General features: G+C 44.2%; 11 protein-coding genes. 4 read left to right on the forward strand and 7 right to left on the reverse strand.

The window, feature by feature from the left end:
- Nucleotides 1-64: 64 nt before the first annotated feature.
- Nucleotides 65-1,420 carry an NAD(P)/FAD-dependent oxidoreductase gene (locus F6J90_RS24090; RefSeq protein WP_293099240.1) on the reverse strand — a complete coding sequence of 452 codons (1,356 nt, stop codon included), beginning with the start codon at nt 1,418-1,420 and terminating at the stop codon, nt 65-67.
- A gap of 471 nt (nt 1,421-1,891) precedes the next feature.
- Between F6J90_RS24090 and F6J90_RS24095 the strand changes: the two genes are divergently transcribed.
- Together F6J90_RS24095 and F6J90_RS24100 are read left to right on the forward strand one after the other, a co-directional pair.
- Nucleotides 1,892-3,394, forward strand: coding sequence for a glycosyltransferase (locus F6J90_RS24095; RefSeq protein WP_293099242.1), 1,503 nt, complete (start codon nt 1,892-1,894; stop codon nt 3,392-3,394).
- Between the two features lie 251 nt (nt 3,395-3,645).
- Nucleotides 3,646-5,562 carry a bromoperoxidase gene (locus F6J90_RS24100; protein ID WP_293099244.1) on the forward strand — a complete coding sequence of 639 codons (1,917 nt, stop codon included), beginning with the start codon at nt 3,646-3,648 and terminating at the stop codon, nt 5,560-5,562.
- Nucleotides 5,563-5,726: 164 nt separating this feature from the next.
- On the opposite strand, the gene F6J90_RS24105 is transcribed toward F6J90_RS24100, so the two are convergent.
- Nucleotides 5,727-6,179 carry a hypothetical protein gene (locus F6J90_RS24105; RefSeq protein WP_293099247.1) on the reverse strand — a complete coding sequence of 151 codons (453 nt, stop codon included), beginning with the start codon at nt 6,177-6,179 and terminating at the stop codon, nt 5,727-5,729.
- 520 nt (nt 6,180-6,699) lie between these two features.
- Between F6J90_RS24105 and F6J90_RS24110 the strand changes: the two genes are divergently transcribed.
- Nucleotides 6,700-7,758: a GDSL-type esterase/lipase family protein gene (locus tag F6J90_RS24110; RefSeq protein ID WP_293099249.1), complete on the forward strand. Its 1,059-nt coding sequence runs from the start codon at nt 6,700-6,702 to the stop codon at nt 7,756-7,758.
- Here F6J90_RS24110 and F6J90_RS24115 read toward each other — a convergent pair.
- From F6J90_RS24115 to F6J90_RS24130, 4 genes are all read right to left on the reverse strand, one after another.
- A complete protein-coding gene (locus F6J90_RS24115; protein ID WP_293099252.1) occupies nt 7,750-7,956 on the reverse strand; it encodes a hypothetical protein in 207 nt (68 codons plus the stop codon). The two genes, F6J90_RS24110 and F6J90_RS24115, sit on opposite strands and share 9 nt — an antisense overlap.
- A 490-nt stretch (nt 7,957-8,446) precedes the next feature.
- Nucleotides 8,447-9,442, reverse strand: coding sequence for a Gfo/Idh/MocA family oxidoreductase (locus tag F6J90_RS24120; RefSeq protein ID WP_293099254.1), 996 nt, complete (start codon nt 9,440-9,442; stop codon nt 8,447-8,449).
- A 49-nt stretch (nt 9,443-9,491) separates the two neighbouring features.
- Nucleotides 9,492-9,692, reverse strand: a complete 201-nt coding sequence (locus F6J90_RS24125; RefSeq protein ID WP_293099256.1) for a hypothetical protein — start codon at nt 9,690-9,692, stop codon at nt 9,492-9,494.
- A 20-nt stretch (nt 9,693-9,712) separates the two neighbouring features.
- Nucleotides 9,713-10,291 (reverse strand): DUF1997 domain-containing protein, encoded by a 579-nt coding sequence (locus F6J90_RS24130; RefSeq protein WP_293099258.1) that lies wholly within the window; start codon nt 10,289-10,291, stop codon nt 9,713-9,715.
- Between the two features lie 389 nt (nt 10,292-10,680).
- On the opposite strand from F6J90_RS24130, the gene F6J90_RS24135 reads away from it, so the two are divergent.
- Nucleotides 10,681-11,826 (forward strand): calcium-binding protein, encoded by a 1,146-nt coding sequence (locus tag F6J90_RS24135; protein ID WP_293099261.1) that lies wholly within the window; start codon nt 10,681-10,683, stop codon nt 11,824-11,826.
- Here the strand turns inward: F6J90_RS24135 and dnaE are convergent.
- A complete protein-coding gene (dnaE, locus tag F6J90_RS24140) occupies nt 11,819-15,733 on the reverse strand; it encodes a DNA polymerase III subunit alpha (RefSeq protein WP_293099263.1) in 3,915 nt (1,304 codons plus the stop codon). The two genes, F6J90_RS24135 and dnaE, sit on opposite strands and share 8 nt — an antisense overlap.
- Nucleotides 15,734-15,769: the final 36 nt, after the last annotated feature.

The raw sequence follows: 15,769 nt of genomic DNA on the forward strand, positions 1-15,769 counted from the left end.
CCCCACCCTCCCCACACTTCCCACACTTCCCACCCTCCCCACCCTATCCCTAATCCCTAAAGCCCTACACCTGTACCGGCGTCCGATAATCTCTTCTCTCCTCGAAATTCCCTGCTGGTTCTTCCTCAAGATTAGTAATCAAACGAACCCCGCGCTTAAAGGTAAGGTAATGCCATGCCCACTGAATCATTACCAGCAACTTGTTATCAAATTCAATCAGGAAGAAGATGTGGATAAAAATCCAGGCCAGCCAAGCGGGGAAACCAGAGAACTTAACAAACCCCAAATCCACTACTGCGGCATTCCGTCCAATCACCGCTAAATTGCCATAATCCTGGTAATGGAAATCCGCTACTGTCTCCTCCTTGAGGCGCTTCTGAATCAGAGTAGAGACATACTTGCCTTGTTGCATCGCCACTGGCGCAACTCCTGGTAGGGGCTTACCAGTTTGATGAGAGAAATTCGCCAAATCACCAATCACAAAAATATCCGGATGTCCTGCCAAGCTCATATCCGGTTGTACTATCACCCGTCCAGCCCGGTCTAACTCCGCACCAGTAGCCTCTGCTAGCGCCTTGCCCATGGCAGACGCTTTCATCCCTGCTGCCCACAGAACAGTTTTGGCGTTAATTTCCTCTACCTGGTCACCTCGCCGCATGGTAACTATATCGTTATCAATATTAGTAACTAGAGTCTTTGTCTGTACTGTCACCCCTAACCGTTCCAGAGAATTTTGGGCTTTTACTGATAACTCCGGTGGGTAAGGAGGCAAAATCCGATCCATCCCTTCCAACAGCAAAATCCTCGCTTCGGAAGTATCAATATCGCGGAAGTCATCTTTTAACGTGTTGTATGCCAATTCTGCCATGGCCCCGGCTAATTCCACTCCAGTTGGTCCGCCTCCTACCAACACAAAGGTCAACCAAGCACGACGTTTTTCGGGGTCAGTTTCTTTTTCTGCTGCTTCAAAGGCAGAATAAATCCGACGTCTAATGTCTAGGGCATCTTCAATGGTTTTCAAACCAGGAGCGTCTTGTGCCCATTGATCATTACCGAAGTAGTGGTGGCTAACGCCAGTCGCCACGATCAGGGAGTCGTAAGATATTTCTTTGTCTGGTAGTTGGACGGTTTTCTGGTTGGGGTCAAGACCAATTACTTTCCCCATCAGCACTTGAGTATTTTTCTGGTGACTCAGGATTGCCCGCAGGGGTGAGGAAATATCACCAGCGGATAAGCCCCCTGTAGCAACTTGGTAGAGTAGGGGCTGGAACAAATGAAAGTTCCGTTTATCGATTAGAGTTACTTTCACTGGTGCCTTTCTCAGAGCCTGAGCAGCATAGAGTCCACCAAATCCGCCACCAACAATGACCACATGGTGAGGAGTAGTGGTCTTTGCTTCACTAACCATAGAACTAACCATAGAATGTCTTACCTGTTCTGAATTTATTTACTATTGATTACGAATAACTACCCTGCCTTCACCGTAGACCTTTTGCAAAAGTCAATTTTTAGCAGGTAACTATCGTAGTTATCACGCTGTTGTTGGCTATTTATGCAAGAGGTCTCGTCTTTCCCGATGCTTCTTAATATAACTTAACATTAAAAACTATTAAGTGTGTCGTGAAAACCACCCAATTTCATAATATAATATGAAGTTTAATTTTTAATTAAGATAAGAGCCCCAAGGCAAGCTCAACCCGGATTGTCAATCGTGGGAATTGTCAGAGTTTGGTATAGCACTACCCATTAAAAGGACATTGATACAAGCAGCAAAAGCTGTTTTAGTCAACTATTGCCTATTGCCTCCCCCCCTTATTAAGGGGGGTTAGGGGGGATTCCTCTTGCCTTGGGCGTAGCGCTATAACAGTTGGTTTTTATTCGAGTCAGTGTGATGCACATTGGATTTCTCAACCCTCACGGTAATTTTGACCATAAAAATAGCTACATTAGCGAACATCCCGATTTCGGTGGTCAGTTGGTCTATGTCAGGCAAGTCGCAGATGCGATCGCAAAACAAGGTCACCAAATAGATATTCTCACCCGCCAAATCATTGATCCGGATTGGCCAGAATTTGCCGAGAAATTTGATGGCTATGGGAGTGTAGACAACCTTCGGATTATCCGATTGCCAGCCGGACCAAAACAGTTCCTGCGCAAAGAATTGTTGTGGCCCTATCTCGTCCAAGACTGGGTACCAAACATCCTGGAGTTTTATCGAGAGGAAGGTCGGTTCCCCGATATCATGACTACCCACTACAGTGATGGGGGAGTGTGTGGGGTGCTGATTGAGCAACAGACAGGGATACCCTTTACTTTCACAGGTCATTCCCTGGGGGCTCAAAAAATGGATAAACTCCAGGTCACTCCAGAGAATCTGGCTGAAATCGATCACTATTACAATTTCCGATACCGGATCCTAGCAGAACGGTTGAGCATGAACCACTCAGCCCTCAATATTACTAATACGGCACAAGAGCGGTTCCAACAGTACAGTCATCAGGCTTATCGTGGAGCAGTGGATGTAGAAGCTGATCATCGATTTGCCGTGATTGCACCGGGAGTCAATAGCTCTGTGTTTGGTTCCGATGCGATCGCTCATAATGAACAAGCGACTTATCAACTGATTGAAGACCGATTGCAGCGGGACATCAGTGAGTCACGGCGCAATCTACCAGCTATCTTGGCATCCAGCCGTTTAGACCCCAAGAAAAACCTCCTAGGTTTGGTGCAAGCATTTGCTGACGATGTGATCATCCAAGAGAAAGCCAATGTCGTGCTGATTACTGGTGGATTGGATAACCCTTTGCAAGAAAAAGTCCACGATGAACAGACCGAAAAACTAGTAATAGGTCCAATCCGGGAAGTAGTACGAGAAAAAAATTTGTGGGGTAAAATTAGCGCTTTCTCAGTACCCGATCAACCAGCACTAGCCGCCTCCTATCGGTATTTTGCTCAGCGTGGTTCCGTGTTTACTCTTACCTCTTTGTTTGAACCCTTTGGTCTTGCTCCTTTAGAAGCAGCAGCAGCTGGATTACCGATAGTAGTAACAAAAAATAGTGGTGTAGGTGAAAGTCTGAAAGTAGGAGATGAAGACTATGGTATGTTAGTCGATCCCAGCGATCCAGCAGATATTGCTAGAGGAATCAGGGAAATACTTTGTGATCAACACCTGTGGCAAAGGTTACAGAAACGTTGTCAGCAGTATGTTTTGGACTATTACACCTGGGATAGCACCGCTTTAAACTACTTGAGCCGAATCAAACAGATTATTTCTGAACCATCAGCAAATCCGGCTGCTGAATTACTTCCGATCCATTCCTATTTCCGTGTTCCACAGCCAGAGAATGATATTTCTTTGGAAGAATTGAGCTACTGGTATTTTGTTAAGGATTAGTTGTAGGGCTTTTCTACAGACTTTCAATTCTCTAAAATCTCGAACTATAAAATTCTCCCGCAAGAGGTTTCTTTTAAGCTGACGGCTGACGGCTGACGGCTGACGGCTGACGGCTAAATCCTTACAAACCAACCCATTTTTTTTGGTGAAAAAAGTACCCTTGTGGGTACTGTCAGAGTCATAAATTACTTTGTACATTTGAATAGACATCTTCAAAACATATCAAAATTCTTTTTCCTAAGGAGATTGCCATGGCAAATCGTTCAGAGAAGTCTTTTGACGTTCGCCTCAACGCTGCAAAACTAGCTAGAAGTCGAGACTATCCTACCCATAAAGCCAATGGGGATGAACAGCGACACGCTGATGATCAGTATTTTATGTCCTTTACTAAAGGGCTACCTCACAACCCTGATACAGGGCTACTAGAAGATCCACAGGATTTTGTCGAGTTTCGCCGTGCAGTGGACGATGGCTTTATTGATCCCTTCTCTGATCGGGTACGTCATGGTGCCAAATTTGAGGTAGTATTGACAGGTCAAGACTACACTATTAAACCTGAGACTAACCCTGATCTGCTTGAGCAATTTAGACAATGGCAAGCACCAACTGCAGGGGTTGTCTTTGAGCTAAACGGACCCGATCCACAAGCTGTTACCATGCCTCCAGCACCACCGTTAATGGATGCTAGCGGTAAGGCTAACCCAGAGCTAATTTTTGAGATAGCAGAGGTCTACGAATTAGCCATACTGCGGGATCAGCCCCTCAATGACTTTGAGAAGAGAGGAGCGAATAGCAAAATCGAGAGTTCAATCAATCGTCTCAATGCCCTCGACTATATTTGCAACCAAACTGGACGACCTCGGAAGGTGAATTCCAAAGGCAGGCTTGATGAGCAAACCGTATTCCGAGGCTCTTCTCCAGGAGTGGAAGTCGGTCCCTATCTCTCTCAGTTTCTACTGATAGGTAATGTTGATCTCAATGGTGGTGGCAACGTTGCAGAAGGGAAAATTACCTATGGTGCTTTGCAAATTGATCAAAAGGTTCCCATTGCAACACCCAACCAAGATTACATGACCAACATGGAAGACTATGTCTTGGTTCAACGTGGGATTAAGCAAGACAGGGAAACCTATGTTTTAGAGAATGATCAAAACCCTAAGCTACCAGATCGTCCAGCTCGTCGATTTATCTCCACTCTCCGGGATTTAGCCACCTATGTTCATTACGACGCTCTTTATGAACCGTATCTCAACGCTTGCATCATTCTCCTGGGGATGCAAACACCCTTCGATCCCGCTTTTGATCATCTTTCTGGGGGTGGTGTGGCAGCAGCTAATCCAGCAACCCGTCGCAATGCTGGTGGTTTTGCCCTCTATGGCGGTCCACACATCTTAACTTTGGTTACTGAAGTAGCCACACGAGCACTCAAAGCTGTTCGCTTCCAGAAGTTCAATAACCATATTCGCCTGCGACCAGAGGCATTGGCAGCCCGGATTGAACTATTACGGCGATTTCAAGAGCTACCTAATCAAGCTAAAGCTAGTGTACCCAGAGCATTAATCAAGTACATTAGAAGGTTTGAACGTGAACTAGAAAGCAACGGTACTCTCAAGTCGATTTTGGAACTAGCCAATCAAAATCGCTCTAGATCACAGACTTATCTACTACCAATGGCATTTCCTGAAGGGTCTCCCATGCACCCTGCCTATGGTGCAGGACATGCCGCTGTTGCTGGGGCATGTGTGACCATGCTTAAGGCATTCTTTGATACCAGTGCAGTTTTAGTAGAAACACCAGTCAAAAACTCAAAACCCGGACAAGCAAGGACACAGATCAGATTTAAACGCTATAGCCCCAAAGATCAGGGAATTGTGTTCCGTGCCCCTGATCTATCTGCCTATAAGAAAGGTGAGGCGAGACTTGTTTCAGAGCGTACGAGGGAGTTTCTGACTCTGGAGGGTGAGTTGAACAAGCTGGCTGCCAATATTTCTATTGGTCGCAATATGGCTGGGGTTCACTATTTTACTGACTACTATGATAGTTTGCGCATGGGTGAAGAAATTGCCATCGGTATTCTGGAAGAACAGGCATTGACCTATTCCACTAATCCCTTTGTGCTGTCACTGCCAACCTTTGATGGAGACGTGATTCGGATTGGTGCCCGTTAACCTTTCTTTAAAAGAAGGGGATTGAAACGGTTACGAAGGGAGGGCTTAAAACCGCCTCCCTTCGTTTCTTGATGCAGCAGCGATTGTGCTCTGAGTACGAGCATCTTAACTCAATCAAGATGATCAAAAATGCTAGTATCACTCAACCGTTACCAGGACGCTTGTTACAAGCAGATGATTGTTTGGAATTTTTCCTTGTTGCTCCCGACTGAGTAGGAGAACATAACCTGTTGAGATAACTGCGCTTCGTTCTTATTCATGTAGACATCTGTCCAGAGATGGAAGCGAATCAAGTATGTACCGAATTCGTTGTCGAGATTAAGCTGCGAACGATACCTGAGTACCATGAGTTGGCAAAAAGCGGTGACCGGGTCTGTTCCCGCTGGCATCAGGTTGTGGAAGTGCCGGTACTTGGGAACATTCAGGAGAACCTCCATTTGACGCGACGGATCTCCTCCTGGAGCATCCTTAAACCAGATCACCTGGTTGTTGTCATCATCTCTGTGTACCTGATCGTTCCAATACTGAATTACGTCACAAGACTCGATGTAATTCTTAAGTTCTTTGAATCCAGGGTAGGTTTGGTCACTCCACTTTCTTATGATTGCATTTCCCATTTTGTATCTTCTTGTGTTTGTGTTTATATTTGTGTTTATCTGATGTAATATATAATCAAAAATTTACCATACTTCGAAACCGATCAGCAATAAGGCGTTGCTGATTTTGGGGGCGAAACATTTATTAACACCCTGAAAGCCCTAATAATCCGTGATTAGATCGGAAAACATTTTAGAGTTTTTTAACGTTATCAACGGCAGCATTAGTGTTTGGGATATTAACTTATCTTTCGCCAGCAGGGTCAATTTTGCGGTGCGACCTGTGGCGCGACCCAAGGCCGGGTTCCCAGGCCATTGGAAAGCACACCAAAGCGCGAATTTAATTCGACGACTGTAAGCGCACTGGGGGGGGAACAAAACGTTCTTTCGTCCCCCAAAGTTGACCGGATCAACGGGAGCTTTCCCAAAACCAGACGATCGGGCATTCATACTTCAATTCAGCAACGCCGTGCTTCAAAGTTGTCCGGATTTCCTCGATTGCTTGATGTGAAAAGAGTATAGAGAGGAAAGTGGGCAAATCATGAGCAATTTATATCTGTTAACAACAACTTTACTCACTGGAGGAGCAATGTCTGCTCCGCCACCACAACCCCTACCTGCCAATTCCTCAGATAGCCTCTCAAGCCTGTTAGTTTCAACAGCTAAGAAAGCATTGCAGGCTGGGGTTAGTCACAAGATTGTCCCTACTGTAGAAACCACTGTCGAAACCTCCTCTCCTCAATTTAGTAGTCAATGGCAGAAACGTAGCCCTGGTAAAGTATTAAAATATCAACAAATAAAATATCAGCAACGTTTACCCAACTATCGACCGACTACTCCTTCACCAAAGTCGGGAACGGAACTATATTACCAACGATTAGCTGCCCTCAGAGCTGGCAAACTTTATACTCGCTTACCTGCTCATAGTTTCTCATCGTTTTGGGCAAAGGGATTAAATCACAAAGGAGTTCCTCTCACAAAACCTACCTATCAGCAATGGAAACAACTCTTGGCACAGGAAGCCAGAGCTGTTGCCTACGGACAGGGTAACAATCGTCTGTCTATGGTAGTGGGAGATTCCCTAAGTTTGTGGTTACCCGCACAGGGATTACCTAAATATCAACTGTGGCTCAATCAAGGCATTTCTGGTGAGAATACCAGTCAAATTTTGAGTCGATTATCGGCATTTTCCCAGACTCGTCCTGATACAATTTATGTGATGGCAGGTATCAATGATTTGCGTCAGGGAAAAACCGATCAAGTTATTGTCAACAACCTGCGCCAGATTACTCGTCAATTGCGGCAAAATCACCCACAAGCTCAACTGATTATCCAGTCGATTTTACCGACACGAGCTACTGCTATTTCTAATCAGCGCATTCGTAATCTTAATAAACAAATTGCTCAGATTGCTCAACAAGAAGGAGCAGCCTATCTGAATCTTCACAAGTTGTTTACTGATAGTAAAGGTCAGATGCAGCACAACTTGACAACCGATGGTATACATTTAACGCCTCTTGGCTATCAGGTTTGGCAAGAGGCGCTACAGTATACAGAATCTTTGATTGCTGCAAATCGAGCTAGTGCTTCATCACTGTGAACGGGATTGTCGGGAGACCAGTTTTTCAAAATTAGCTTGGGTTTGCTGCAATAGTTGCTCTCGACTATCTGCTGCTGTAGTCAGGTTAGGAACTAATTTGCGGGCGTGCAGTGCCATGTGAAACTGAAGCTCGGCCACATAATCACTAATCCCTTCACAAGCATGATCATTGTGGGGTTGAGTAGAATGCAAATCCAAAGTGTCCTCCTTGTCTAACGTCACCATTAGGTAGTTCGAGAGCGGGGAAGCTGCGTGTCCAATCAGCCCATAGGAACCCCGACTCGATGTATGTTACAGAACATATCATGGTATGCCAAGGGCATATCTGATTTTGTAATGAAGTTTAAAATATTTGTTAACTTTTATATACTTTAGGTAATTTATACAACGTCGTTGTCAATTTTGTGGTATTGCAATTCTTATATCCATGAGGTACAAATATCTGGGTTTTAGGGAGCAGGGAACAGGGAACAGGGAACAGGGAACAGGGAACAAATCAAATAATGTGTACCTCATAGCTATGAGAAACGCTATATATTTTTATGGGTATAAATGATTTAAAATGATAAGTCTAAGCCTTCAGCGGTCAGCTTATTTTATTAAAAAGCACCTCAAGTACAGTGGCACAGGCTTCGACGCTGTGATCAATAAGCTGATAGCTGATAGCTGATAGCTGATAGCTGATAGCTTAAGACTCAATTAAAGCGATCGCATTACCTGTTGCTGCGGACTGACGTAATCCATCTGCAACCTTGAGAGTATAACAACTATCTACTGGGGAGACATACAGGGGTGTTCCTTTAACTAGATGGTCAATGACCATAGCGGTATCTTTAACAAACAAACCCCGTCGCCCTGCTACTTCAATTGGTTTGCTTTGCTCTGCCTTAATCAGATTACCTTGGTCTCCCTCAAACAGCAGTGTGCCTTGGTCTCCATGGACTTCAAAATTCCGTAACCTCTGCCAGAACATTTCCCCTTTACCATAAGTAATATCTGCGATCAGACCACTAGTAAAGCGCAGTTGGGCATTACATAGACAGGCAGTAAAGTAATGATCAGCACCATCCCAAAACTGGGATTGACAATACACAGAAGCGACCTCACCAAACAAGTCTGTAAAGCGGTGAATGCGAGAAAGAGCAGCAATGAAGGGAAAGCCAAATAGTTCCAGATTGAATGTCCAGCCCCGAGGTGCAGGGTGTTTGGGCGCAATAGTTACGTAACGGGCATAAACCGGTTGACCAATTTTGGGCAAGGATTGGCGCAAGGCTTGATGCAAGCCCCCTAGGAGCTCAATATGTTCTACATGGAGGAGCTTGCCCTTAGCTTTGGCAAGGGTAATCAGGGATTCAGCATCTTTGGGGTCAAGGGAAAGGGGATATTCAGTGACAACATGTTTCCCGGCATTAAGGGCAGCACGGGCAATTTTGCCATGATCCCGATTAATCGTGCTAATAAATACTAGATCAAGCTCCGGGTGTTCTACCAATTGCTGCCAGGAATCCACCACTGTCGTGCCGTGGGTTTCAGCAAACTCATGGGTTTTGGAAGGGGTATGACCACAGACAGCCACTAAATGCGATCGCGAATCCGCTTGCAATGTCTGCGCTCGTAGCTTAGCCGCAAACCCAGTACCAACAATACCAGCTTTAATTGGGAGATCAGTAATACTCTTTGTCACAAGGAATTATGAAGGATGAAGGGTTAAGGGTTATTTTGAACATACTCCCTTATGGAAAGGCAAGAGGCAATAGGCAATAGGCAATAGGCAATAGGCAATAGGCAAGAGTCAAGAGGCAATAGGCAATAGGCAATAGGCAATAGGCAAAAATTCCCAGGAAACTTACCACACTCCCCATCTCCCCATCTCCCCATCTCCCCATCTCCCCATCTCCCCATCTCCCCATCTCCCCATCTCCCCATCTCCCCATCTCCCACACCGATTGCTAGATCAGGTGGCGGGAGCTCCTGGTGGTTGGTGCTGAGTATAAATATTGGTTTGGGTGCCATTGCGAGCCCATTGACGATAATCCAACAACAACTGCTTCATCAATGTTTGCTTAATCCTGACTAAAACGCTTTTGAGCAAACCATTGCCAGTGGTTTCTAAGATTGGCTTGGGAGTAAGGGAAAAAGGTAAGGGCACATCAACCTTGACAGTTAAATCCGCTCTGCCTGTGAGCTTAGTCACTCCCTGATCTTCCCAAGGATGCAGTTTTCCGCTTAATTCTAGGGCAAAGCGTTGATTGATGTAGTCCAATCCCAGAATTTTACAACCGACAGACCTCAGATGAACGGTAGCGTCAGATTCCGCCCACACTTCCAGATCTACCGTAGGCTGAAATGTCAAGGACATAAAGTGTAATGGATTCATTTTCAGGCGAAAACGCTTCTGAGTCAGTTGTTGGATCCGATTCAGGTCTGCGATCGCATAAACTATCCGTTCCGGCTGACGCAAGTAGTGCTGAATCGGCACAGATTCCTGTGGCACAGTCATTTCCACACACTGGGAAGCAAAAAACTTTGTCATAGAGGAAAAAACACTCAATCGATGTATGGCTTTACTTAATATTACTTTACAATTCTTCAGTTTTGGTATTATAGTTTTCATTTTACCGGAGCATGCTACCCCAGAGAGTACTTTTTTTTCGTTTTCTAGAGATTTTTCGTAAGCATTCAGCCGTCAGCTATCAGCTAATGCGCTACGCGCACGCTACGCGAAGAGCTATCAGCTAGCAGGCGCTTTAACTGAACGGAGTCGGATGAGTAAAACGAGCAGAGATTTTCAACCAACCTTACCAGCCCGTAAGCTTGTTTACTACCTCCCGTTGATTAGCTGACGGCTGACGGCTGATAGCTGAATACTTACGATTTTTCTATAGATTTCTAAAGCGTCGCCAATTTGGCGATAAGTCTAAGGTGAAATGGGATCTAATTAGTGATGTAAGCATCGATAGCATAAACGATATAAATCCAATAGTTATGGCTGAGCAAAACCAGACAGTTGTAGAAAGCTCTAATCCTAAACCTGAATTGCCTTCTGATTCTGAGCAATTGGGACTCCAAGTTAGCCCCTCGAAACAACAGCAAGAGCGTTTAAAGTCTCAAGAATCTTCTTTTTCGCCCATTACTGATACTCTCACAGGTGGAGATGGTAACGATACCATCAACGGTGGAGATGGCAATGATTTGCTTGACGGTAAGGGAGGTAATGATGTGATCGCAGGTGGGCTTGGAGATGATACTCTAATTGGTGGTAGTGGCGATGATAGCCTTGGGGGAGAATTCACTAATTTTTTCGATGGTTTTGTCAAGATTAACAATCATATTCTTCCCCTTGTAGTTGATGTTTGGTCTTCCCCTGTAAGACAAGGTAAAAATTACCTAGATGGGGGAGATGGTGATGATATTCTCTATGGTGGGGGTAAGAATGATACTTTAATGGGTGGAAATGGGGATGATTACCTCTACGGTGGTAGTACCAGCCCTGATCATCCTTGTAGTTTTGTTGATCATCACAATCTACGCTGTCGTAATGTATCGGGCAATGATGTTCTTAACGGTGGCTATGGAAATGATACCCTAGACGGTGCAGAAGGAGCAGACACCTTAATTGGTGAATCTGGTGATGACGTTCTCACTGGCGGCTATGGCAATGACACTCTTACTGGTGGCGAAGGAGCTGATATATTTAGTTTCTCTCTCTTATTTTTTCCAACTCAAGCCCGTTTTTTTAATTTTCAAACTGTAGGTGTTAGTGAAATTGGCCTAGGGTTACCATCTACGTCAAAATTTTTTAGCCCACCACGAGTAAAACCTGAAGAAGGAATCGATACCATTGAAGACTTCAATGCTCTTGAGGGTGATAAGATTAAGATTTCTGGTTTTAGGACAGTTCCTGGTTTTAGCACAGCTGGTCCTGCTGGTTCTGCAGAGGTTTCCCTTAGCCAATTCCAATACAATCAAAGCACAGGTATTCTTTCTTTTGAAAAGCTACCGTTTGCTCAGTTACAAGCAGGGGTTGATTTCATAGTAGACCGTGATGTGATTTTAAACATTAACTAGCTTGCTCAATTAACCCTAAAGGCAACTCCTCTAACTGTTTCAACTCCAACTCTCCCTCAAATATCTCATCAATCGCCAGCATTTGACCATCAATCGTCATAAACTTATGATCTTTTGTGGCTCGAATCACTGAGCCATCGTCTAGAGTATATTCAAACACCTCTTGCTCTCCCCGGTTATGCCACTGAGCAATAGGTTGGGTATAAACATAGCCATTACTATCAATGCTATAGACAGTACATGGGATACCTTTCTCGACAATCTCACCAATCGCCATCGGACCATACTCTACTGTGATAATCTCCGTATCATAGCTGAGACAATATTCGGCAAATTTAATCATTTGGTCAAATAACTCTTCAGCTATGTCTTGAGTCACGCCATTTTTGGTTGAACCATCGATAAAAATCTCCCGATGCTTCTGCATCTCAGCCACTTTCTTCTTACCCATGCAATTGTGAGCAATAAAGTCATTGGCAATAAAGTTATGAGTTTCAGAAATACTTAAATCAAAAACCTCCTCTTGGCCAAGATACTTCAGCTCAACAATCTCATCCCAGAAAACATCTGAGTCAGCAATGCTAATCAAGGCTTGATTCTGAAAACCCCTAGGTAAATTTTCCCCTTGATGATGTGCTAAACTCTGATTCGGAACTGTTTTCGTTAATTGTTGTCCACTGTTCCCTGTTCCCCGTTCCCTGTTCCCAACTTCTGAAACAAGTCTAATGATATTATCAGTTAGCTTACCTTTACCATTCGATAGTTCACGAGTGTAGGGAATTGGTAATGTTTTCGCTAAACCGATAAGACTTCCTATAGTAAATTCTTTCAGAGGCTTCCATCCTAGCTTCGTGTAGAAAAGATGATCATCCGTGGCGCGAATGTTGCGGTTAGTTTTGGTAGTAATCTCCCAAACATCACGAATCCCATTAGGATGAATTTCGATAATTGGTCGTTGGGTAATTTTTTGGGTCTTTAAATCCAGAGAAAAAACCTTTCGTCCCAACCAGTAACTAGATTTAGAAGCAATCTCCCTCAGGGAAACTAAACGACCGGTTGCTGGATCCACTATCTCAGTTGAGCCACTCAAACACCGCCTCAGTAAATCCGCTTGACCTAGAGAATAACCGGCCAAATCCTGAGCCATCCGCATGATGCTTTCCTGAAAGCAGTTATGAACTACTACGCCATGAGCCAGAAAGTATGGCGAAGATTGTTCCTCCATTTGTAGATCAAAACACTCCTGTTGCCCACTCTCTTCAACAGCCGTAACATAAACTATCCGAACATCCCAAGTCTTGTACTGTGACTCTTTCGGTCTGGGTAGCGTTGCCTGTTGAGTTGCGTAGGGTGCGTTAGGGACGGGGTCGCCCTGATTTTCCGCCTCGTAGCCAGCTTTGGAACAGCCCGTCCCGTAACGCACCACCGGGTCTAAACCCAAGTGATCATCATTTGGCCACAGTTTTTTACTGTTGCTGGCTCCGGGATATTTTTCATAAACTTCAGAACCAAAACCATGATCATCCTTGACGACCGGGTTTGCTGGTTTCAGCTCATAGGCAAATTTATCTCCATCTGGTGTTAAAAAGCGATGGTTTTTACTGGAATAGATAACTGTACCACTAGATAGGGTAATTTTCAGAATGTCTTTGATACCACTGCGCCATTGCTTGGCTACCCTTGCTGGCCAAACTTGTTTACCATCCGAGGTTAATACTAGGTCGCCAGATTTAATTTCCTCAATGGGCACATAAGAACCATCGGGCTGATCAATTAACGTACCTTTCGGTAAACATAGAATTCCATAAGTCTCCTTTAAAATAGGTTCTAATAGAGGATGTTGATACTCTACTTTTTCTCGACCATGTTTACGATTAATAAACTGAGGAATCAGACCAGCATCCAGAGGACCAGGGCGATAAAGAGCTAGAATTGAAGATATATCTTCAATACTGTCAGGTTTCAGGTCTCGCACCACCTGACGCATTCCCGAAGATTCTAATTGGAATACTCCTTCTAACTGGCCTTTTTCTAGAAGGTCGTAAGTTTTTTGAACATATGGGGGTTTTTTATTCTGTTCACCCTTGGCTAAAATTTTCCTAGATTTAATTTCCTCTAGGGGAATCTCATCTAAATCGAGTTCAATATTTTTAGTCTTTTTAACTAACTCTTTGGTTTTCTGAATAGTCGTTAAGTTCTTCAGTCCTAAAAAATCCATTTTCAGGAGTCCCAGAGCTTCCAGGTCTTCCATAAAATACTGGGTGATCACTGCACCATCATTATTCAGCTGTAATGGCACAATTTCATCTAAGGGGTCTGCTGAAATAACCACACCAGCAGCATGGACACCAAAGGTTTTATTCGTCCCTTCAATCCTAATCGCCATATCCACCCAGCGACGCACTTCCGGATCTTGATCGTAAGCCTCTTTAAACTCTGGTGTTGGTGTCTGATCAGAAATCATCACTGAGAGTTTGGCTGGCTTACCTCGTGCCACTGGAATCATCTTAGCCATACGATTAGAGTCTTGGTAAGAAATTCCTAACACTCTCGCTACATCTTTTAATACCGCTTTAGAGGTCATGCGGTTAAATGTAATAATCTGGGCTACTCGGTCTTCACCATAAAGATGAGTGACATATTTAATCACCTCATCCCGTCTTTCAATGCAGAAATCTGTGTCAATATCTGGCATTGATTTCCGCTCTGGATTGAGAAAGCGCTCGAACAGTAGCCCATGATGTACGGGGTCAATGTTGGTAATTTCTAGGGCATAAGCCACTAGAGAACCTGCTGCTGAACCACGACCCGGACCAACGGGAATATCATTGTCTCTGGCATATTTGATGTAGTCCCAAACCACTAAAAAGTAGGTAGAGAATCCCATCTGCTGGAGCATTTTTAACTCATACTCCAGCCGTGCTTTATACACTGGATCAATTTCACTACGAGAGCGACACTTTAGCCGCTTCATCAGTCCATTCCAGGTAATTTCTTCTAAATAGGTGTCAGGGGTATAATCCTTGGATACCTTGTAGTGTGGGATGCGAGGCTCCCCCATAATATTGTAGTGCTTGACTTTATTTGCCACTTCTAAGGTATTTGCGATCGCATCCTCTATCACCTGGGACGGTAAATGATCTCGAAACAGCCGTTTCATTTCCTCTGCTGACTTGAGATACTCGGTGCCACTATAGCGCATCCGTTTCTCTTCCGTAACCAGTTTAGCGGTTTGAATACACAGCAAAGCATCATGAGCTTCTACGTCATAGCAGGAGATAAAGTGGGAGTCATTAGTCGCAATAATTTTAATTCCTAACTCATTAGCGATTTTGACAATAGCAACATTAACCACTCGGTCTTCTACAGAGCCGTGGTCTTGAATCTCTAAATAGTAATCATCCCCAAAAACATCTTTGTACCACTTAGCTACTTTACGGGCTTGATCGAAGTCACCTTTTAGGATAGCTTGGGGAACTTCACCCCCCAAACAAGCACTGGTTACAATTAACCCTTCGTGATATTGCTCCAGTAATTCTTTATTGATACAGGGACGAGCAAAAATTCCTTTTCCTTGCATCCCTTTGAGGTGAGAAATAGTTGTTATTTTTACTAAATTTTTGTATCCTTGGGTATCTTTTGCTAAGACGACTTGATGATATTTTCGGTAACGCTTATTGACCTCAATATCCCCATTAATCACATACATTTCGTTACCGATTATCGGCTTAATGCCCTTTTTTAGGCAAACTTTAATCAGTTCAATAGCACCATACATCACACCATGATCTGTCAGTGCGATCGCAGGCATTCCCAACTCAACGGCTCGATCCACCAGTGCTGGTAGCTGAGATGCTCCATCGAGTAGGCTATAATCACTGTGAATGTGTAGACCAACAAAAGACATAGTTAATGTTAATTATAAACCGATGTTGCTGATTAA

This window comes from Moorena sp. SIOASIH, from assembly GCF_010671925.1.
GTDB lineage: Bacteria > Cyanobacteriota > Cyanobacteriia > Cyanobacteriales > Coleofasciculaceae > Moorena.

Coding starts and splice junctions, on each gene's coding strand:
- F6J90_RS24090 (WP_293099240.1), bottom strand. CDS start 1,420: ATGGTTAGTTCTATGGTTAGTGAAGCAAAGACCACTACTCCTCACCAT.
- F6J90_RS24095 (WP_293099242.1), top strand. CDS start 1,892: ATGCACATTGGATTTCTCAACCCTCACGGTAATTTTGACCATAAAAAT.
- F6J90_RS24100 (WP_293099244.1), top strand. CDS start 3,646: ATGGCAAATCGTTCAGAGAAGTCTTTTGACGTTCGCCTCAACGCTGCA.
- F6J90_RS24105 (WP_293099247.1), bottom strand. CDS start 6,179: ATGGGAAATGCAATCATAAGAAAGTGGAGTGACCAAACCTACCCTGGA.
- F6J90_RS24110 (WP_293099249.1), top strand. CDS start 6,700: ATGAGCAATTTATATCTGTTAACAACAACTTTACTCACTGGAGGAGCA.
- F6J90_RS24125 (WP_293099256.1), bottom strand. CDS start 9,692: ATGGGGAGATGGGGAGATGGGGAGATGGGGAGATGGGGAGATGGGGAG.
- F6J90_RS24130 (WP_293099258.1), bottom strand. CDS start 10,291: ATGACAAAGTTTTTTGCTTCCCAGTGTGTGGAAATGACTGTGCCACAG.
- dnaE (WP_293099263.1), bottom strand. CDS start 15,733: ATGTCTTTTGTTGGTCTACACATTCACAGTGATTATAGCCTACTCGAT.